Below are 20,934 nucleotides of genomic sequence, written 5' to 3'. Positions count from 1 at the left end.
TGTACTCCTCGTGTAAGGACGTCAGATCGAAAGGCCGCCATCGATCTGGAGCACCGAGCCTGTGACGTATTCCGCCGTCACCAGGTACGCGACTGCGTCGGCCACCTCGTCGGGTTGTCCCATCCGGCCCAGTGAGACGCCGGCCACGGCTTTGCTCAGCAATCCGTCGGAAATCCCGGCGACCATATCGGTCTCGATGAACCCGGGCGCCACCGCGTTGACACGGATCGCATATCGGCCGACCTCTTTTGAGAGGGCCTTCGTGAATCCAATGATTCCGGCCTTCGAGGCGGAGTAGTTCGCCTGGGTCGAATTTCCGTGGACGCCCGCCACCGAAGATATGTTGACAATGCATCCGGATTTGCGCTTCAGCATTCCGAAAACCGCGGCCCGACAGACGTTGAATGTGCCGTTGAGATTGACATCGATGACGTCCTGCCAATCCTTGTCCTGCATCATAACCAGCGGCCCGTCGCGCACGATTCCGGCGGAGGTCACCACCACGTCGATCGGCCCGAATGAGTTCTCGACGTCGAGCACCCATTCCCGTACCAGCGCCGCGTCTGCTACATTCACCCGACGGTGCGACACGCGCCCGCCGAGTTCAGTCACGGCTTTCTCCAGGTCGGTGACCGCCTCCGATTCACGCTGATAACAGAACGCTACATCGAATCCATCGCGGACCAACCGCAGTACCACGGCTCGGCCAATTCCGCGCGAGCCGCCCGTCACCAGGGCGATACGCCGAACACTGTGGCTCATCAAGCAACTCCCCGTTGTCGTCCATCCAGCCGAGACTCAGCTCACCGGATATTACGCAACAGCTTCTTAGGAGTTACCGCAGAGCACAAGCAGCGATCCTCTAATTTTTCGCTAGATTATGACAAGCAGTCATCCTCGATCCGTCATCCGCCTGAGCTCGGTAATCGCCCCGGCGGTTCGCCCGTAATGTCCCCGATGCCTTAGTTCCTCAATGCGGCCTCGTGGTCGGCGGACGCGCTGCTGGACGAGGTGCGGGCGTACGTGCCCGGGCATCTGGGTGACCGGTCCGCGTCGCTGGTGCACTCCGGGCCCGTGGAACCCGGCGGACCCGCAGCGTCACGCGACGGCCCACCCGAACTGCCAGGGGACACAACGGGCGAACCGCCGAGCCGCTCAGCAACCAAACCCCACTGACGAATCGAGGCTATTCGGAGTTAGCGTTTGCGCGCTGCAACCTAGTGAAAACGTAGAATTCTGCGGCTTGAACTTCGCTGGAGTTACGAAGAAGCTGTTGGATGACATCCGGTGAAGTGGTCGTGAACAAGATGAGGAACACCGCGGTAGTCAGGCAAGGCGGCGGCAGGTGCCCGGCAGTCGGCGGATCGGCCGCCCCCACGCCAGGCAAGTAGGAGCGGCCCGTACTCGGCTTGAACGCTGCTTGCCCAGCGCCGGTCACACCAGGACGCCACTTGGATAAATGAAGGGTGAGTTTGTGACTCAGGTAATCGTGGTCGGCGGCGGTCCGGCTGGTTCGACCGCTGCCGCGCTGCTGGCCAGGGCAGGAATATCGGTCACCCTGCTGGAGCGGGCTACATTCCCGCGTTATCATATCGGGGAATCCTTCTCGACCTCCTGCCGCGTGATTCTCGACTATCTCGGGGCACTCGAAAAGGTCGACGCCCGAGGCTATACGTCGAAGACGGGTCTGCTGGTGCGATGGGGGCAAGAGAAGGATTGGGCCATCGACTGGACCGAACAGTTCGGCCCCGACATTCGGTCCTGGCAGGTCGACCGCGACGATTTCGACACCGTGCTGCTGGATCACGCGAGTGAAAGCGGCGCCCAGGTCGTGCAGGGGGCGCATGTCCACCGGGTCGTCTTCGAGGGCGACCGCGCGACCGGTGTGGAGTGGACAGCGCCTGGCGACAAGGCCAAACAAATCTCGCGGGCCGACTTCGTCCTCGATGCCTCGGGCCGGGCCGGCCTCATCAGCGCTCAGCACTTCAACAACCGGCAACCCCAAGAGATCTTCCGCAATGTGGCGATCTGGGGGTACTGGGAGGGCGGTGAACTGCTGCCCGGCAGCCCGTCCGGCGGTATCAATGTCATCTCCTCACCCGAGGGCTGGTACTGGGTCATCCCGCTGCGGGACAACCGCTTCAGTGTCGGGTTCGTCGCACACAAGTCGATTTTCGTCGAGCGCCGCAAGGAGTTCGGCTCGCTCGACGAGATGCTCCTGAAGATGGTCGACGAGTCGCCCGCCGTACGAGAGATACTGGCCAAGGGCACCTTCCAGCCCGGAGCCCGGGTGGAACAGGACTTTTCGTATGTCGCCGACAGCTTCTGTGGCCCCGGTCACTTCCTGCTGGGAGACGCGGCGTGTTTCCTCGATCCGCTGCTCTCCACCGGTGTTCACCTCGGCATGTACAGCGGGTTGCTCGCGGCGGCCTCGGTCGTGGCAATCGCCGACGGCGAGGTCAGCGAGCGCGAGGCGCTTGCTTTCTACGAGTCGTTGTTCCGCAACGCGTACCAGCGACTCTTCACTCTTGTCGCCGGGTTCTACCAGAAGCACGCCGGCAAGGACCGCTACTTCGCGCTGGCCGAGACCCTGGCCCGGCAGGAGCCGGAGCACTGGCACTCCTCAGCGCAGTCGTTCGGTGAGATCACCGCGGGCCTGACCGACATGCGTGAGGCGGCGGACGCAGCGGGCCGAGGCGGGCGACCGATCCATGAGATCATCGAGAAGGCGACGACCGGAGAGCCCTCACCGGTGCAGCAGTTGCTCATCGCCGCGGCGGTGGCGCAGGCACGGGCGCAGGGTGACACCGCGCCCGGCGCGCGTCTCACCGCGGCACCGGGGGTCATCGACGCCAATGACCTCTATGACGCCGTGAGCGGCCTGCATCTGGTCATGCAGCCGCGGCTGGGGATTCGGGCCGTGACTTCCCAGGAGCAGGGTCACGAAGCGGCGTCGGTGCTCCCGTAGTCGGCCACCGGTGGGCGAGGGGTTCGGCGCGGTGATCGACCGATCCGCGCCGGCGGCCCGCTCGCGCTCCTCCAGCCGCCGGCGGCGCTCCGACGCCGGCACGTAAACCTGCTTCTCGATTGACCAGTTGCCCTCCGCGCCCGCTGGCCTGGGCGCGGAAGGCAGCGCGGGGGCCGGGGGCAGCTGCGGGAGGAGGCCGAGCCAGTAGCCACGGTAAGGGTTCACGGGATCTCCAATCCGAGGTCGGTCGGCTGCCCGTCGGCGCCCTGCTCGTTCGACGGCACTCGGGTGCGCTGCATCAGCAGCCGCGCCCCAGCGCACCGACCAGCAGCACGATCGCGGCGGTCACGAAGGCGAAGCGGTAGCCGCTTGTCACGGTCTCCATCTGCGGGGTCCCCGAGGTGGCGAGGTCCGCGATGCGCCGGACCGCCAGTTCGACCATGACGGTGAGCCCTAGTCGGATTATCTGAGCGAGGCATACGGGATATGACCAGTCATCAGGTGCAGTTGCTGTTCGTCGACATCGCGCTGATCCTCTTCCTGGCCCGCGGCCTCGGCCATCTGGCGGTCCGGATCCAGCAGCCGGCCGTGGTGGGCGAGATCCTCGCGGGCGTGCTGCTCGGCCCCACCCTGCTGCACGGGGCGGTGTCGGACGCGCTCTTCCCGGTCGGCATCCGCCCGCTGCTCACCGGGATGGCCGACGTCGGGGTCGCCCTGTTCATGTTCGGGGTCGGGCTCGAGCTGGAGAGCGGCAAGCTGCGGGGCCGGGGCCGGGTCGCCGCCGGAGCGGTGCTCGGCTCCACCCTCGTACCCTTCGCGCTCGGCATCCCGCTGGCGTTCTACCTGCTGCACGGCCACGGCAGCCACAACCACGCGGCGTTCGTCGTCTTCATCGGACTGTCCGTCTCGGTGACGGCGTTCCCGGTGCTCGCCCGGATCCTCACCGACCGGGGTCTGGGCAACACCGCGGTCGGCAGCCTCGCGCTGGCCGTAGCCGCCGCGGTCGACGTGGTCGCCTGGACGGCGCTGGCCGGCGTGCAGGCGGCGGTCGGCGGCGGCTCGGAGCACTGGCTGGTGGTGCTCACCGTGCCGTTCCTCGCGGTGATGCTGCTGGTGGTGCGCCCGCTGCTGCGCGCTCTGCTGGCCCCGGGCGGACAGGCCGTTCCGCTCGGCCCGCAGAAGTTCGCCGTGGTGCTGATCGGTGCGCTGCTGTCCGCGGCGGCCACCGAGGCGATGGGGATGCACTTCATCTTCGGCGCGTTCCTGTTCGGCGTGGTGATGCCCCGGGCCGGCGCGGACGCCATCCGCACCGAGATCCACGGCCGGACGGGCCAGGTCACCTCGCTGCTGCTGCCGGTGTACTTCGTGGTGGCCGGCCTCAAGGTCGACCTGGGCGGGCTCGGCTCCGGAGAGTTCGCCCAGCTGGGCGTGATCCTCCTGGTCGCGCTCGTCGGTAAGTTCGGCGGCACCTACCTCGGCTCCCGTAGCCAGGGCCTGCCGCCCCGGCCGGCCTCGGCGCTCGCCGTGCTGATGAACACCCGCGGGCTGACCGAGCTGGTGATCCTCGGTGTCGGACTCCAACTCGGGCTGCTGGACGGCTCGCTCTACTCGCTGATGGTCGTGATGGCCGTGGTGACGACGGTGATGACCGGGCCGCTGCTGTCCCGCGTCTACGCAAAGCCGGTCGACCTCCCGCAGCCGGCCCGCGAGCGGGAGCCGGAACCCGTGGCCACGAGCTCCTAGTGTCCTGCGCCAGTAGTTGATCGTTAGTACTTGTGTGACTTCTGCTGCTGTGCGCCAATTCCTCGTCGGGCCCGAAGCTGGAGCCGTTGCTGCTGTCTGATGGCGAGCGGGCGGTGTTGGAGCGGTGGACGCGGCGGGCGTCGTCGGCCCAGGCGCTGGCCCTGCGCGGGCGGATCGTGCTGGCGTGCGCGGGTCCGGAGGTACCACCGGTCGTCGTGGTCGCCCGCGAGTTGCGGGTGGCCGCCGACACCGTCCGCAAGTGGCGGCGCCGGTTTCGGCGGAGCGGCTGGACGGCCTGGTCGACGAGCCCCGGCCGGGCCGGCCGCCCACCATCAGCGTTGATCAGGTGGAGGCGGTCGTGGTCACGACGCTGGAGGAGATCCCCAAGAACGCCACCCGCCGCGGCGCCCACAAGACCGCCGAAGAGATAAGTCCGCGTGGAGGTTGAGCCGGGTCAGGCACGGCTCAACCTCCACGCGGTGACACCTTTATCAGAGTCCTACAGTCCCACCGCAGACCACTTGCCCGAGGATCGCCGGGGCTTGGCCGCACGGGTGCAGTGCAATCGGCACTGATGGCCACGCCTCGACCTCACCCGAGGCCGAGCCTGCACTCCAGCGCCTCCGTAAGGTGACGCGAAAGGTTAAGAAAAGCAAAAAGGACCAGGTCAGATAGTCTCTGACCTGGTCCTCGACTGAGCCGCTTTCGGGATTCGAACCCGAGACCTACGCATTACGAGTGCGTTGCTCTGGCCATCTGAGCTAAAGCGGCGCGCTGTCCGCACCATGGTGCGATCAGCAACGTCGGTAAGTCTACACAGTTTCCCGGGGTGCTTCGTACACGCCCCGGAGCGGGGACTCCGGGGCGTGCGCCGGGGCGGTGGGCCGGTTATGTGCAGCGCTTGCCCGGGGCGGGGGGTGTGCCGTGGAGGAGGTAGGTGTTGATCGCGGAGTCGATGCAGGCGCTGCCCCGGCCGTAGGCGGTGTGGCCGTCGCCGACGTAGGTGAGCAGGCGGGCCGAGGTGAGCTGGCGGGAGAGGGACTGGGCCCAGCGGTAGGGGGTGGCCGGGTCGCGGGTGGTGCCGACCACGACGATCGGGGCCGCGCCCTTGGCCTGGATGCGGTGGGGTTCGCCCGTGGGCTTCACCGGCCAGTACGCGCAGTTCAGGGAGGCCCAGGCCAGGCCTTCACCGAAGACCGGAGACGCCTTCTCGAAGGCGGGGAGGGCTTCCTTCACCTGCTCGGGTGTGGAGAACGCGGCCGGCAGGTCCAGGCAGTTCACGGCGGCGTTGGCGAACATCAGGTTGGTGTAGCGGCCGCCGGAGTCGCGCTCGTAGTAGCTGTCGGAGAGTGCCAGCAGGCCCGAGCCGTCGTTGCCCTTCATCGCCGAGGTGAGCGCCGCCCGCAGCTGGGGCCAGGCCTCCTCGTCGTACATCGCGGCGATCACCCCGGTCGTGGCGAGGGCCTCGCCGAGCTTGCGGCCGTCCCGGTCGCCGGTCGGGACGGGGTGGCCGTCGAGCTTGTGGAAGAAGGCCTTGAGGTGGTCGCCGACCTGGGCGGGCGTCGTGCCCTTGTGGCCGAGCGGGCAGTCGCTGTGACGGACGCAGTCCTTGGCGAAGGCCTGGAAGGCCGTGTCGAAACCCGCCGTCTGGTCCAGGTTCAGGCGGCGCGCGGAGAGGGAGGGGTCCATCGCGCCGTCCAGGACCATCCGGCCCACACGCTCCGGGAACAGGCCCGCGTACGTCGCCCCGAGGAATGTCCCGTACGACGCCCCTACGTAGTTCAGCTTCCGGTCGCCCAGCACGGCCCGCAGGATGTCCATGTCCCGGGCCGCCTCCACCGTGGAGACGTGGCGCAGCAGTGCAGGCTCGTGCGCCCCGCAGCCCTCGGCGAACTTCCGGTACTCCTTGACCAGGGCGTTCGTCTCCTTCTGGTCGTCGGGGGTGACGTCCGTCTGGGTGTACGCGTCCATCTGCCGCCCGCTGAGGCATTCGACGGGTTCGCTGCGGGCGACGCCGCGCGGGTCCATCGCGACCATGTCGTAGCGGGCGCGGACCCCGGCCGGGTAGCCGACGCCGGCGTACTGCTGCAGGTAGGCGACCGCCGAACCGCCCGGCCCGCCCGGGTTGACCAGGAGCGAGCCGAGGGGCTTTCCCTTGCCGGTGGCCTTCTTGCGGGCGACGGCGAGCCGGATGTCACCCGAGGCGGGCTTTGCGAAGTCCAGCGGGGCTTTCAGGGTCGCGCACTGGAAACCGGGGACACCGCAGCTGCGCCAGGCCAGCTTCTGCGCGTAGTACGGCGCGAGGGAGGAGGGGGTGGAGCGGGGCAGCGCGGCGAGCGCCGCCTCGGCCGCACTCGACGCGCTACCGGAGGAGCAGGCGGAGACGAGCAGCGCGGCGGCCGCGAGGAGGGGTACGGCCACCCTTCGGGGCCGGGCCCAGGTCGTGGTTCGGGCGGTCGGGCGGAGGATTCGCCTGAGGTGCATCAGGCGATCGTAACGCTGTGTCATGGTTCGAATGCCCTATGTGTGCGCCGTGCCTCTTACGTGTGAGGCCCGTCAACCTGTGTGCGCTGGTTCACCCCGCTCTCAGGGCCATCGTCATCGCCTCCACCGCCAGCAGCGGCGCCACGTTGCGGTCGAGGGCCTCCCGGCAGGCGGCGATCGCCTCGATGCGGCGGAGCGTGGCCTCCGGTGAGCTGCCCCGGGCGATCCGCTCCAGGGTGTCCTCGGCGTCCGCGTTGGCGATGGCCACGCGGGAGCCGAGCTGGAGGGCGAGGACGTCGCGGTAGAAGGCGGTGAGGTCGCCCAGGGCGACATCCAGGCTGTCGCGCTGTGTACGCGTTCTGCGCCGCTTCTGCATCTCCTCCAGGTCCTTCATCACGCCCGCCGTGCCGCGCGGCAGCCGCCCGCCCTGGGGCGCGCCGAGGGCCGCCTTCAGCTCCTCGGTCTCCTTGCCGTCCATCTCCTCGGCGAGCTGCTTGGCGTCCTCCGCCGCGGCGTCGACGAGCTCCTGGGCGGCCTTGAGGCAGGCGCCGACCTCGTCCAGCCGCAGCGGCAGCTGCAGCACGGCGGCGCGGCGCTCACGGGCGGCCGGGTCGGTGGCCAGGCGGCGGGCCCGGTCGACATGGCCCTGTGTGGCGCGAGCCGCGGCGACGGCCACGTCGGGCTCGACGCCCTCGCGTCGTACGAGCATGCCGGCGACGGCGTCAACCGCCGGCGTACGCAACGTGAGGTGGCGGCAGCGGGAGCGGATGGTGGGCAGGACGTCCTCGAGCGAGGGTGCGCACAGGAGCCAGACCGTGCGAGGGGCGGGCTCCTCCACGGCCTTGAGGACGGCGTTGGCCGACTTCTCGTTCAGCCGCTCGGCGTCCTCGACGAGGATGATCTGCCAGCGGCCGTTCGCCGGCGCGGTGAACGACTTGCGGACGGTGTCCCGCATGTCCTTGACCAGGATCTCGGCGCCGACCGCGGCGACCGTGGTGACGTCCGCGTGGGTGCCGACCAGCGCCGTGTGGCAGCCGTCGCAGAAGCCGCAGCCGGGGGCTCCGCCGAGGGCGCGGTCGGGGCTCACGCACTGCAGCGCGGCGGCGAAGGCGCGCGCCGCCTGGTTGCGGCCCGCGCCGGGCGGGCCCGTGAACAGCCAGGCGTGCGTCATCCGCGAGGTCTCCGGCACGGGCGTGTCGGCGGCGGCCGCGGTGACGAGGGCGTCGGCGTCCCGAGCCGCGCCGTCGAGCAGCTCGGCGACCTTCTCCTGCCCGACGAGGTCGTCCCACACGGTCATGGGTCACGCCGCCCTTCCGTCACGTTCACCTTGCGCAATCCATTGTGCGGGGCGGCACTGACAACGGCCGGGCCGGCGGGCGAAGGGGGCTCAGCGCCCCCGGCCCTGCCAACGCCCCTCGCCGGGCTCCTCGTCGTTCCCGTGCGGTCCGAGCAGTTCGTCCGCCAGCGTCGGCAGGTCGTCCAGCGGTGTCTCCTCGGCCCAGTCGGGCCGCTCCCGCCGCCGGGGCGCCCCGTCCTCGTCGACCTGCGGCAGCTCCCGCGTACGGCCCTCGGAACCATCGGGCCCCGCCGCCCGCTCGTCCCGGAAGAACCCCGGCGGCACCCGGTTCGCGGGATCGTCGCCCCGCACCGGGGGGAGTACGGCGGTCTCGTCCGCCGCGCCTGGAGCCACCGGTGGCAGTGCGGCCGTCTCATCCGCCGCGCCGGGCGGCACCGGCGGCAGCACCGCCGTCTCGTCCGCCGCGCCGGGGGTGACCGGCGGCTGCGGCAGTTCCGCCGTCACCTCGGCGTCGGGGCCGGAGCCGGGTCCGCCCGCGGCGTCCCCGTCCCGGACGGGCCGCAGTACGGCCGTCTCCTCCACCGGTCCGCCCGAGGCGTTCGTCGGCGTCACCACGGGCGTGGGAACGGTCGCCGCCTCCGGCGGGACCGCGGCGGCGTCGGGCACCCCCGGACGCGGCCCGGCCTGTGCCTCTGCCGCTGCCCGCTCGGCCGCTCTGCGGGCCTCCTCGGCGCGCAGCAGCGCCTCCTCGGCCTTGCGCTGCTTCTCCAGGCGCAGCGCCTCGGCCTCGGCGCGCAGCCGGGCCTCCTCCTCGGCCTGCCGGCGCCGGCGCTCCTCCTCGGCCTTGCGGCGGGCCTCCTCCTCGGCGCGGGCCTTCTCCTCGGCGAGGAGCCGGGCCCGCTCCTCCTCGGCACGCCTGCGGGCTTCCTCGGCCCGCTGCCGGGCCTCTTCCGCCTGCCGTTCGGCCTCGCGCCGCTGCGCCTCCTCCAGCTCGCGCCGCTTGCGCTCCTCCTCCTCGGCGCGCAGCCGGGCCAGCTGCTCCTGGCGCTCACGCTCCAGGCGCTCCTCCTCGGCCTTGCGGGCGGCCTCTTCCTCGGCCTTGCGGCGGGCCTCCTCCTCGGCCTTCTTCCGCGCCTCCTCCCGGGCCTTGATCTCCGCCTCGGACAGCGGCAGGACGGTGTCGAGCCGGTGCCGGATCACGGTCGTGACGGCCTCGGGCTCCTGCCCCGCGTCCACGACCAGGTAGCGGCCCGGGTCGGAGGCGGCGAGGGTGAGGAAACCGGCCCGCACGCGCGCGTGGAACTCGGCGGGCTCCGACTCCAGCCGGTCCGGCGCCTCCGTGAACCGCTCCCGGGCGGCCTCCGGGGAGACGTCCAGCAGGACGGTCAGGTGCGGGACCAGTCCGTTGGTCGCCCAGCGGTTGATGCGGGCGATCTCGGTCGGGGACAGGTCGCGGCCCGCTCCCTGGTAGGCCACCGACGAGTCGATGTACCGGTCGGAGATGACGACGGCCCCCCGCTCCAGGGCGGGCCGTACGACGGTGTCGACGTGTTCCGCCCGGTCGGCGGCGTACAGCAGCGCCTCCGCGCGGTGCGACAGGCCCGCCGACGACACGTCCAGCAGGATGGAGCGCAGCCGTTTGCCCACCGGCGTCGCCCCGGGCTCGCGCGTGAGCACGACCTCGTGGCCCTTGGCCCTGATCCACTCGGCGAGGGCCTCGGCCTGGGTGGACTTGCCGGCGCCGTCGCCGCCCTCCAGGGCGATGAAGAAACCCTTGTCCGCGGGGACCGTCGCGGGGTCGTCGCCGCCGAGCAGCGCGTCCCGCAGGTCGTGCCGCAGCGGCACGCCGGAGCGGTCGTCGACCTTGGCCAGCACCAGCGCGGCCACCGGCAGCAGCAGCGCGCCGACCAGCATCAGTGTGAAGGCGGCGCCGCCGTGCGCGAAGACGAACTTGCCGTTCTCCAGGCGGTGCGGGCCGATGAGCGCCGCCACCAGGGGCGCGATGAGCGCGCCGAGCGCCACGAAGACCCGTACGACCGCGTGCAGGTGCTCGGTGGTGCGCGGCCGGCGGTAGTCCTCGGCCTCCTGGTCGAGCAGCGTGTGCCCGGTGTTGGCGGCGACGCCCGCGCCGACGCCAGCCAGCGCGGCGATCAGCAGCACGGTGGTGACGTCCGGGACGAGACCGGCGGCGAGCAGCGCGATACCGGCGAAGGCGATCGCCAGCGCCAGCAGCCTGCGGCGGGAGAGGGAGGGCAGGACGGCGGGCGCCGTACGGATGCCGAGGACGACTCCGCCGGTCAGCGCGAGCACCAGCAGCCCGTACAGCACCGGGCCGCCGCCCAGGTCCTTGGCGTGCAGCACGGCCACGGCCACGGCGGCGGAGACCGCCGCGGCGACGGCGGCGCAGGCCAGGACGAGCAGCGGAAGCGCCCCCGTACGGCCCTTGTCGACAACCGTGCCGGTCCTGGGGCGGCGCAGTCCCTCGAGCGGGGACCGCGCGCGGGGGGTGCGGGTGGCGGGCAGCTCCAGGGAGGTCAGCACGGACAGGGATGCGGCGAACATCCCGGCCGCCACGTACGACCCGAGGGCCGCCTGGTGCTGGGCGAACCAGGCGATCCCGGCGCCCAGCAGGTTGTTGAGCAGCGCCGCGACGACGAGGGCGGCGGCCGCGAGGGGGATCGCCAGGAAGCCGGTCCGCAGTGACAGGCGGCGCAGGGCGTCCATGTGGTCGGGCAGCGGCCGTACCGTCGCGCCCTCCGGGGGCGGCGGGGGGAGCAGTGCGGGGGCGGCGCTCTCCCGGCACACGGTCCAGAAGCGCTCGGCGACCCCGGTGACGAAGGCGGTGACCAACAGGACCGCCAGCGCGTCGGCCGGGGTCCAGTCGATCCACAGCGGGGCGACGATCAGCAGCGCGGCGCGCAGTCCGTCGGCGCCGACCATGGTCCAGCGTCGGTCGAGCGGGCCGTCCGGGGAGGTGAGCGAGGTGAGCGGTCCGAGGAGGACGGCGCCGAAGAGCAGGGTCGCCAGGATGCGCGCCGCGAAGACGGTCGCCACTGCGAACGCCACGCCCCGGTAGCCGCCGCCGAAGGAGCCCTCGGCGATCGCCGCCTGGAGGGCGAGCACGACCAGGACGAGGAGGGCGAGGGTGTCGCCGACACCGCTCACGAGCTGCGCGCTCCACAGCCGCCTCAGCCGCGGCCGTCGCAACAGCGCACGGACGGCGCGCTCACGGGAGTCCGCCACCAGGGCGTCGTCGGGGGCCGGGTTGTGGGCCGTGGGCTGCTCGGCTCGCGTCATGCTTTCAGCCTATCGGCAGCGGCTGACAGCCCGACGCGACCGTCCGAACGTGCGCACACCCCGACACCAAAGTGATGCCGGGGCGTGCGTTTCGCGAAGCCGACGTGAAGGATCAGCGGGTGCCGGATCCTCGGTCCTCAGCCCCGCTCAGTCCTCCGCCGCCTTGGAAGCCGTCGCCTTCTTCGCGGTGGTCTTCTTGGCGGTGGTCTTCTTCGCTGCCGTCGTCGTCTTCTTCGCGGCCGTCTTCTTGGCAGCGGTCTTCTTCGCCGGGGCGGCCTTCTTCGCGGTCGCCTTCTTCGCCGTCTTCTTGGCGGGCGCCTTCGCCCGCTTCTCGGCGAGCAGTTCGAAGCCGCGCTCCGGGGTGATCGTCTCGACGCTGTCGCCGGAGCGCAGCGTCGCGTTGGTCTCCCCGTCGGTGACGTACGGCCCGAAGCGACCGTCCTTGACGACGACCGGCTTTCCGCTGACCGGGTCCTCGCCCAGCTCCTTCAGCGGCGGCTTGGCGGCGGCACGCCCACGCTGCTTGGGCTGGGCGTAGATCGCCTGCGCCTCCTCCAGCGTGATCGTGAAGATCTGGTCCTCGGACTGCAGCGAGCGCGAGTCCGTGCCCTTCTTCAGGTACGGGCCGTAGCGGCCGTTCTGCGCGGTGATCTCCACGCCGTCCGCGTCCGTGCCGACGACACGCGGCAGCGACATCAGCTTGAGCGCGTCCTGAAGCGTGACCGTGTCCAGCGACATCGACTTGAACAGCGAGGCCGTACGCGGCTTGACGGCGTTCTTGCCGGTCTTCGGGGTGCCCTCGGGGAGCACCTCGGTGACGTACGGGCCGTAGCGGCCGTCCTTGGCGATGATCTGGTGGCCGGTCTCCGGGTCGGTGCCCAGTTCGAAGTCGCCGCTCGGCTTGGCCAGCAGCTCCTCGGCCAGCTCGACGGTCAGCTCGTCCGGCGCCAGGTCCTCCGGGATGTCGGCGCGCTGGTGCTGCTCGGTGTCCTTCTCGCCGCGCTCGATGTACGGACCGTACCGGCCGACGCGCAGCACGATGCCGTCGCCCACGGGGAACGAGGACACCTCGCGGGCGTCGATCGCGCCCAGGTCGGTCACCAGTTCCTTGAGGCCGCCGAGGTGGTCCCCGTCGCCGTTGCCGGCGTCGGCGGCCTCGCCCGCGGCCGTGCCCTCACCGAAGTAGAACCGCTTCAGCCACGGCACGGCCTGTGCCTCGCCGCGCGCGATGCGGTCGAGGTCGTCCTCCATCTTGGCGGTGAAGTCGTAGTCCACGAGCCGCCCGAAGTGCTTCTCCAGGAGGTTGACCACGGCGAAGGACAGGAAGGACGGCACCAGGGCCGTGCCCTTCTTGAACACATAGCCGCGGTCGAGGATCGTGCCGATGATCGACGCGTACGTCGAGGGGCGGCCGATCTCGCGCTCTTCCAGCTCCTTGACCAGCGAGGCCTCGGTGTAGCGGGCCGGGGGCTTGGTGGCGTGCCCGTCGACCGTGATCTCCTCGGCGCGCAGTGCGTCGCCCCGGGAGACCTGCGGAAGCCGGCGCTCGCGGTCGTCGAGCTCGGCGTTCGGGTCGTCGGCGCCCTCGACGTAGGCCTTCAGGAAGCCGTGGAAGGTGATCGTCTTGCCGGACGCGCTGAACTCGACGTCCCGGCCGTCGGCCGCGGTGCCGCCGATCTTCACGGTCACGCTGTTGCCGGTCGCGTCCTTCATCTGGGAGGCGACGGTCCGCTTCCAGATCAGCTCGTAGAGCTTGAACTGGTCGCCGGTCAGGCCGGTCTCCGCGGGGGTGCGGAAACGATCACCCGAGGGGCGGATCGCCTCGTGCGCCTCCTGCGCGTTCTTGACCTTCGCGGCGTACGTGCGGGGCGAGTCCGGCAGGTACTGGGCGCCGTACAGCTGCGTGACCTGGGCGCGGGCGGCGGAGATGGCCGTGTCGCTCAGGGTCGTGGAGTCCGTACGCATGTACGTGATGTAGCCGTTCTCGTACAGCTTCTGCGCGATCTGCATGGTCGCCTTCGCGCCGAAGCCGAGCTTGCGGCTGGCCTCCTGCTGCAGCGTCGTCGTACGGAACGGGGCGTACGGCGAGCGGCGGTACGGCTTGGACTCGACGGACCGCACGGAGAAGCTGGTGTTCTCCAGGGCGGCGGCGAGGGCGCGGGCGTTGGCCTCGTCGAGGTGCAGGGTGCTGTCGCTCTTGAGTTGTCCCAGGGAGTCGAAGTCGCGGCCCTGCGCGACCCGCCTGCCGTCGACGGTCTGCAGACGGGCGACCAGCGACGACGGGTCCGACGGGTCCCCCGCGCGGCCGGTCGCGAAGGCGCCCGTCAGGTCCCAGTACTCAGCGGAACGAAACGCGATGCGCTCGCGTTCCCGCTCCACGACGAGACGGGTGGCGACGGACTGGACACGGCCCGCCGACAGGCGCGGCATGACCTTCTTCCACAGGACCGGCGAGACCTCGTAGCCGTAGAGGCGGTCGAGGATGCGGCGGGTCTCCTGGGCGTCGACCATGCGCTGGTTGAGGTCGCGCGGATTGGCGACGGCCTCGCGGATGGCGTCCTTGGTGATCTCGTGGAAGACCATCCGCTTGACCGGGACCTTGGGCTTGAGGACCTCCAGGAGGTGCCACGCGATGGCCTCGCCCTCGCGGTCCTCATCGGTGGCGAGGAAGAGCTCGTCGGAGTCCTTCAGCAGGTCCTTGAGCTTCTTGACCTGGGCCTTCTTGTCGGCGTTGACGACATAGATCGGCTCGAAGTCGTGGTCGACGTCCACGCCGAGGCGGCGGACCTCGCCGGTGTACTTCTCGGGCACCTCCGCGGCGCCGTTGGGGAGGTCGCGGATGTGCCCGACGCTCGCTTCGACGACGTAGCCGGGGCCGAGATAGCCCTTGATCGTCTTCGCCTTGGCAGGCGACTCGACGATGACGAGTCGGCGGCCGCCCTGTGCGGTCTCGCTGGTCGGGGACAACTTCGCTCTTCTCTCCGGTCGACGCTGGGGCCTCCCCAGGCCTTGCTCCCGGGGTGAGGTACTGGTGACGCTGCGGAGTGTGACGGTACATCCCGCCCCCGTGTCAAACGGGAAAAGCCCGCAACGGCCACTCGAACGGTAACCCGACTACCGCCCTTCCTGCCGCCCGGAGTCCTCAGCCACCCGTCCGCCCCTGTCCGGAGCGTGACGCTCCCCTTACTCGCCGGTATGGCGCGCGCCGCCTTCAGATGCGGGTCAGGCAGTACGTTCCGAGGCTCAGCGCGATCACCGCGGCGAGCCCCGCCAGGGTCGCCGATGCGACCTGGTTCACACCGAGAGCGACCGGCTCGCCGCGCCGGACCCGGGTGGCGGTCCACACCAGCAGTGCGGCCCCGAGCAGGGCGAACACCGCTCCCGCGAAGATCGCCGGTCCGCTCTCCATGATCCTTTGTGCCCCTTTTCCGCCGTCCGCGAGTCCCCAGCGCGGGGAGACTGACACGCGCGGGCGGCGGGCGGGCGAACCCGAGGTGAACGCCGGGCCGGCACCCCTGCGCACGCCCCTTCGAGCGCCCCCGGGTGATCGGTGGGGTCCCGGTATTTTTCCGGTCGATTTCTTGCGATCGGCGCGTCCGACGGGCGTGCGCATCCGGTTCCCGCGCTTCTTGGCCGGTTTCCGACGCCTGCGGACGCGGTGGTGGGCGGGCGGGCGGTCGCCGGTGCGTGGCGGGCTACCGGCCCGAACCGAGCGGCCCGGCCGGGTGGCCGTGAGCCGTCGGGCTTCAGCCCGGTCGCCCCGGCCAGGCGCCCCTCGGACAACGGGCTTCAGCCCGGTGCCCGCACGCCGACGGCACGGTCCGTACCCTCGATCCGGCCACCGCCGGACCTGGCGCCCCTCAGCCGGGTGGCCCGGCCCGGCGAACTCAGGCCTGCCGACCCCGGCCTGCGAACCCAGGCCTGCTGGCCCCCGGCCCGACGGTCCAGTCCGACGACTTCGGCCGGGGACCCAGCCCCACAGAACTCAGCCCGGGCGGCCTCACCCCAGCCGCCGGCCCCGTAACCCCAGCCCGACCACCCGGACCCGGTGTGAACCCGAGCCCGGCGGCCTCGGCCCGGCACACGGCCCCGGGTGACCTCCTCCCGGCGCTCCGAGGCCGGCGCCCGACCACGTGGCCTCGTCCCGACAGCCCTGGGCCGACGGCCCCCGCCCCTGCGCGCCTCAGTCCACCGGTTCCAGGAATCCCTGTTCCACCAGCAGCCGGATCTGCGCCGGTGTGCGGTCGCGGAGCACCACCGGGTCCTCGCCCAGCAGCTGGGCGATGGCGTCCAGGATGCGGCCCGCGCTGAGCGTGCCGTCGCAGACGCCCGCGAAACCGGCGCCGACGGTGTCGACCTTGGTGGCCCGGCGCATCCCGCGGTGCTGGCGCAGCACCACGTGCTCCGGGTCCTCGGCGCCGGGCAGCCCGACCTGCTCCTGGACCACCTCGGCGGCGAGCCTGAAGTGCCCGGTGAGCAGGGCCGCGTCGTCGTGCTCCCGCAGGTAGTCGAGGCGTTCGAAGTGGGCCCGGACCGTGTCACCGAGCGGCTGTTCGATCGAATGCGGCCACTCCTCCACGGTGACCGAGGGCTCGGCGGCATCGGTCCTGCGCAGTGTGATCCAGCCGAAGCCCACCCCCTTGACCTTCCGCGCCTCGAACTCCTCCAGCCAGGCGTCGTACCGCGCCTGGTACTCGGCCGGGTCACCGCGGTGGTCGCCCGCGTCCCTGAGCCACAGTTCGGCGTACTGCGTGACGTCCTGCACCTCGCGCTGCACGATCCAGGCATCGCACCCGCGCGGCACCCACGACCTGAGCCTGTCCTGCCAGTCCTCCCCTTCCACGTGCTGCCAGTTGGCGAGGAACTGCGCGAACCCGCCCACGTTCAGCCGTTCCCCCGCTCCCTGAACGAGCGAGCGGCACAGATCGTCCCCGCCCATCCCGCCGTCGCGGTACGTCAGCCGGGCGCCAGGCGAGATCACGAAGGGGGGGTTGGACACGATCAGGTCGTACGTCTCCCCCTCCTTGACGGGCTCGAACAGCGACCCCTGGCGCAGGTCGGCGGCCGGGGCGCCGGACAGCGCGAGGGTCAGCGCGGTGATGTGCAGCGCGCGCGGGTTGAGGTCGGTCGCCGTCACGCGCGTGGCGTGCCGTGAGGCGTGCAGCGCCTGGATGCCGGAGCCGGTGCCGAGGTCGAGCGCTGAGGCGACGGGCGTACGGACGGTGATGCCCGCGAGGGTCGTGGATGCCCCGCCCACGCCCAGGACGACCCCCTCGTCCCGGCTGCCGATGCCACCCGCGCCGCCGACCGCGCACCCGAGGTCGGACACGATGAACCAGTCCTCGCCCCCGGGCCCGCCGTACGGCCGTACGTCCACGGTCGCGGCGACCTCGTCACCGCCCGTGCGCACCAGCCAGCCGCTCTGGAGGCACTCCTCGACGGGCAGAACCTCGGCCACGTGCGCGTGCGGCACGGGCTGCTGGAGCAGGAAGAGCCGTACGAGCGCCTCCAGGGGTGTGTCGCCGCGGGTCGCCCGGAGCGCGGGCACGGTCTCGCTGCGGGCCAGCGCCGCGTACGCGGGCGCGCCGAGCAGCTCCAGCAGCCCGTCGGCGGTGAAGGAGGCGCCGAGCAGGGCGTCGCGCAGCCGGGCGGCGACGTCGGGGCGGTCGGCGGACGGAAGGGAGGGCAGAGTGGCGTTACTCACGCCCCCCATTGTGACCCGCGAGCCGGGCTCAGCTGCTTGTCGCCGAAGCCGACGCCGACGCCGAGGTGGACACCTTCTTGCAGCTGGCCTGCTTGGCGATCGCCTCCTTGACGTCGCCCTGCTCCAGGTTCTTCAGGGCGGCGGTGCCGCTCTGGCTCTGCTTCTGCAGGTCCGTCATCTGGGTGGCGATGTCGTGCAGACCGGTGGCGAACTTCCCCTGGTTCTTCGTGTCCAGACGGTCGACCTTCTTCTTCAGGTCGGCGTAGGCCGCGGAGAGGTCGTTGAGGTTCTTGACGGCGTCCTTCTGCCGCTTGGCGCCGTCGTCCACGCCGGGCGGCGCCCCGGCGTTGTTGATGGCCGTGGCGAGCGCCTTGTAGCCGTCGGACATGTCCTGGAACGCCTGTGAGTCCGTTTTCTGGATGGTCTCCGGCGGGTTGGTGGTGTCCGAGGCCGTCTTCGTGATGGCGGCGTTGGCAGCCTTGATCTTGGCGTCCTGTGCCGGCACCGCGTCGCAGACCTGCTTGGCCCAGGCATCCAGCTTGGGGTTGCCCTTGTCGCCGCTGCTGCATCCCGTCAGCGCCACTGCCAGTACCGCACCGCCGGACAGCGCGGCCGCGAGCTTCTTGTTCACCGGTTTGGTCCCTTCCATGGCTCTCGGCCCCCGGAATCTACACGCAGTACGGAGTACACCCCAGGCATAACATCCGTTAAGAGCAGTATTGACACCATTTGAACCATGCGAGAGAAGGCTCACGATGAGGCGGCACCCGCACGCGAAAGCGGGCGGGAGCACGTCAACGCGCGCCACCCGCCCGCCCCTTGAACAGGGCATCCCTGCGACCGCCTACGAAACCACCGCAGGATCAGCCGACTTGGACACCCGTTCCGCGTTTCCCTCCTCGTCCCCCACGGCGATGCCGCGCCGCTTGGAGACGTACACCGCACCGACGATCACGACGAGCGCGAGGACCGCGATCACGATCCGAACGCCGATGTTCTTGTCGTCGCCGTAGGAGAACCGGATGACCGCGGGCGCGATGAGCAGCGACACCAGGTTCATGACCTTCAGCAGGGGGTTGATCGCGGGGCCGGCGGTGTCCTTGAAGGGGTCGCCGACCGTGTCGCCGATCACCGTGGCCGCATGGGCCTCGCTGCCCTTGCCGCCGTGGTGGCCGTCCTCCACGAGCTTCTTGGCGTTGTCCCAGGCACCGCCGGAGTTCGCGAGGAACACCGCCATCAGCGTGCCCGCGCCGATCGCGCCCGCCAGGTACGCGCCGAGAGCACCGACGCCGAGCGTGAACCCGATGAAGATCGGCGCCATCACGGCGAGCAGACCGGGCGTGGCGAGCTCGCGCAGGGCGTCCTTGGTGCAGATGTCGACGACGCGCCCGTACTCCGGCTTCTCGGTGTAGTCCATGATCCCGGGATGCTCGCGGAACTGCCGCCGCACCTCGAAGACCACCGAACCCGCCGACCGCGACACCGCGTTGATCGCCAGCCCCGAGAAGAGGAAGACGACCGCCGCGCCCGCGATGAGGCCGACGAGGTTGTTGGGCTGCGAGATGTCCATGATCAGGGTCATCGGCGCACCCTTGCCGGAGAGCTTCTCGCCGACGTCCTGCGCTCCGGTGGTGATCGCGTCGCGGTACGACCCGAAGAGCGCCGAGGCCGCGAGGACGGCGGTGGCGATGGCGATGCCCTTGGTGATCGCCTTGGTGGTGTTGCCGACCGCGTCCAGGTTGGTGAGCACCTGCGCACCCGCACCCTGGACGTCGCCGGACATCTCGGCGATGCCCTGCGCGTTGTCGGAGACCGGCCCGAAGGTGTCCATGGCGACGATGACACCCACCGTGGTGAGCAGGCCGGTGCCGGCCAGCGCGACCGCGAACAGGGCCAGCATGATCGACGTACCGCCGAGCAGGAACGCCCCGTAGACGCCGAGGCCGATCAACAGAGCGGTGTAGACGGCTGATTCGAGGCCGACCGAGATACCGGCGAGGACGACGGTGGCCGGACCCGTGAGGGAGGTCTTGCCGATGTCACGGACCGGACGGCGGGTGGTCTCGGTGAAGTAGCCGGTCAGTTGCTGGATCACGGCGGCGAGCACGATGCCGATGGCGACCGCGACCAGTGCGAGGATCCGCGGGTCACCGCTCTTGCCCGTGATCGCCGTGTCGGTGACGCCGTCGAGGTCGGCGTACTTTCCGGGCAGGTAGATGAAGACGGCCGCCGCCACCAGCGCGAGCGAGATCACCGCGGAGATGAAGAAGCCACGGTTGATCGCGGTCATGCCGCTGCGGTCGTTGCGGCGCGGGGCGACCGCGAAGATGCCGATCATCGCGGTGATCACGCCGATCGCGGGCACCAGCAACGGGAAGGCGAGCCCGGAGTCGCCGAAGGCCGCCTTGCCGAGGATCAGCGCGGCGACCAGGGTCACGGCGTACGACTCGAAAAGGTCGGCCGCCATGCCCGCGCAGTCGCCGACGTTGTCGCCCACGTTGTCGGCGATGGTCGCGGCATTGCGCGGGTCGTCCTCCGGAATGCCCTGTTCCACCTTGCCGACCAGGTCGGCGCCGACGTCGGCGGCCTTGGTGAAGATGCCGCCGCCCACACGCATGAACATGGCGATGAGGGCGGCGCCGAGGCCGAAGCCCTCGAGCACCTTCGGCGCGTCGGCCGCGTACACCAGCACCACACAGGAGGCGCCCAGCAGGCCGAGCCCCACCGTGAACATGCCGACGACGCCGCCCGTGCGAAAAGCGATCTTCATGGCTTTGTGCGAGACGGTGGTGAGATCCTTTTCCGGCTCACCCTCCGCCGGAGTCGCTTCCCGGGCCGCCGCGGCGACGCGCACATTGCTGCGCACGGCGAGCCACATGCCGATATAGCCGGTGGCCGCCGAGAACGCCGCTCCGATCAGGAAGAACACGGACCGTCCGGCACGCTGATTCCAGTCGTCCGCGGGCAGCAGCATGAGCAGGAAGAACACCAGGACGGCGAATACGCCGAGCGTGCGCAGCTGCCGGCCCAGATAGGCCTTGGCTCCTTCCTGGACCGCCTCCGCGATCTTTTTCATGCTGTCGGTGCCCTCGCCCGCCGCCAGCACCTGGCGCACCAGGACGCCTGCGACCACGAGCGCGGCCACCGCGACGGCCGCGATGGCCGCCACGATGATCCGATTGTCGTGGGTCAGTACTGCGGCTGCGAAGGTTGTGGGTTGGCCCAACTGATGAGGGGTAGAAAGCCCCGCCATTCGTCCTCCTTGACGCTTGGGCTGAGCTCAAGATGTGGACGGATTCTAGGTACCGGAACGTGATCTAAACAGAGCGCGGTAAACGGAATCGGCCTTCACGTGCTCTTCAGCAAATGATCGACGTCACGCCACTGAACCCGAAAGCGGTAATGCCTCAAAGGCATTGACGCTTGATCAAATTATCGGGT

At 70.5% G+C, this 20,934-nt stretch carries 13 protein-coding genes and 1 tRNA gene; 3 read left to right on the top strand and 11 right to left on the bottom strand.

Annotation, left to right across the window (positions count from 1 at the left end; translation table 11 throughout):
• Positions 1-21 precede the first annotated feature (21 nt).
• On the bottom strand, positions 22-762 hold the full coding sequence (gene fabG, locus ACIBBH_RS35560; protein ID WP_399411942.1) for a 3-oxoacyl-ACP reductase FabG: 741 nt from the start codon (positions 760-762) through the stop codon (positions 22-24).
• A 697-nt stretch (positions 763-1,459) separates the two neighbouring features.
• Here fabG and ACIBBH_RS35555 point away from each other — a divergent pair.
• The gene (locus tag ACIBBH_RS35555; protein WP_399411941.1) at positions 1,460-2,968 is read left to right on the top strand and encodes an NAD(P)/FAD-dependent oxidoreductase; all 1,509 of its coding nucleotides are present in this window, start codon (positions 1,460-1,462) and stop codon (positions 2,966-2,968) included.
• Positions 2,969-3,266: 298 nt separating this feature from the next.
• Here ACIBBH_RS35555 and ACIBBH_RS35550 read toward each other — a convergent pair whose 3' ends face one another.
• Positions 3,267-3,410: a hypothetical protein gene (locus tag ACIBBH_RS35550; RefSeq protein WP_399411939.1), complete on the bottom strand. Its 144-nt coding sequence runs from the start codon at positions 3,408-3,410 to the stop codon at positions 3,267-3,269.
• Between the two features lie 44 nt (positions 3,411-3,454).
• Between ACIBBH_RS35550 and ACIBBH_RS35545 the strand changes: the two genes are divergently transcribed.
• Positions 3,455-4,711, top strand: a complete 1,257-nt coding sequence (locus tag ACIBBH_RS35545) for a cation:proton antiporter (RefSeq protein WP_399411937.1) — start codon at positions 3,455-3,457, stop codon at positions 4,709-4,711.
• Between the two features lie 259 nt (positions 4,712-4,970).
• Positions 4,971-5,159, top strand: a complete 189-nt coding sequence (locus ACIBBH_RS35540; protein ID WP_399411935.1) for a hypothetical protein — start codon at positions 4,971-4,973, stop codon at positions 5,157-5,159.
• A 249-nt stretch (positions 5,160-5,408) separates the two neighbouring features.
• On the opposite strand, the gene ACIBBH_RS35535 is transcribed toward ACIBBH_RS35540, so the two are convergent.
• From ACIBBH_RS35535 to ACIBBH_RS35495, 9 genes are all read right to left on the bottom strand, one after another.
• A tRNA-Thr gene (locus ACIBBH_RS35535) sits at positions 5,409-5,482 on the bottom strand.
• 117 nt (positions 5,483-5,599) lie between these two features.
• Positions 5,600-7,195, bottom strand: coding sequence for an alpha/beta hydrolase (locus tag ACIBBH_RS35530; protein ID WP_399411933.1), 1,596 nt, complete (start codon positions 7,193-7,195; stop codon positions 5,600-5,602).
• Between the two features lie 91 nt (positions 7,196-7,286).
• Positions 7,287-8,492, bottom strand: a complete 1,206-nt coding sequence (locus ACIBBH_RS35525; RefSeq protein WP_399411931.1) for a DNA polymerase III subunit delta' — start codon at positions 8,490-8,492, stop codon at positions 7,287-7,289.
• A 90-nt stretch (positions 8,493-8,582) separates the two neighbouring features.
• Positions 8,583-11,789 carry a dTMP kinase gene (gene tmk, locus ACIBBH_RS35520; protein WP_399411929.1) on the bottom strand — a complete coding sequence of 1,069 codons (3,207 nt, stop codon included), beginning with the start codon at positions 11,787-11,789 and terminating at the stop codon, positions 8,583-8,585.
• Positions 11,790-11,936: 147 nt separating this feature from the next.
• On the bottom strand, positions 11,937-14,756 hold the full coding sequence (topA, locus tag ACIBBH_RS35515) for a type I DNA topoisomerase (RefSeq protein WP_399411927.1): 2,820 nt from the start codon (positions 14,754-14,756) through the stop codon (positions 11,937-11,939).
• A gap of 244 nt (positions 14,757-15,000) precedes the next feature.
• A complete protein-coding gene (locus ACIBBH_RS35510) occupies positions 15,001-15,198 on the bottom strand; it encodes a hypothetical protein (RefSeq protein ID WP_399411925.1) in 198 nt (65 codons plus the stop codon).
• Between the two features lie 774 nt (positions 15,199-15,972).
• Positions 15,973-17,502: a methyltransferase gene (locus ACIBBH_RS35505; protein WP_399411923.1), complete on the bottom strand. Its 1,530-nt coding sequence runs from the start codon at positions 17,500-17,502 to the stop codon at positions 15,973-15,975.
• A 19-nt stretch (positions 17,503-17,521) separates the two neighbouring features.
• Positions 17,522-18,142, bottom strand: a complete 621-nt coding sequence (locus tag ACIBBH_RS35500; RefSeq protein ID WP_399411921.1) for a small secreted protein — start codon at positions 18,140-18,142, stop codon at positions 17,522-17,524.
• Between the two features lie 195 nt (positions 18,143-18,337).
• Complete coding sequence (locus ACIBBH_RS35495) at positions 18,338-20,746, bottom strand: sodium-translocating pyrophosphatase (protein WP_399411919.1); 2,409 nt, start codon at positions 20,744-20,746, stop codon at positions 18,338-18,340.
• Between the last annotated feature and the right edge of the window lie 188 nt (positions 20,747-20,934).

The organism is Streptomyces sp. NPDC051636, assembly GCF_044453765.1.
Taxonomy (GTDB): Bacteria; Actinomycetota; Actinomycetes; order Streptomycetales; family Streptomycetaceae; genus Streptomyces.
This window is presented reverse-complemented; position numbering and strand designations above follow the sequence as displayed.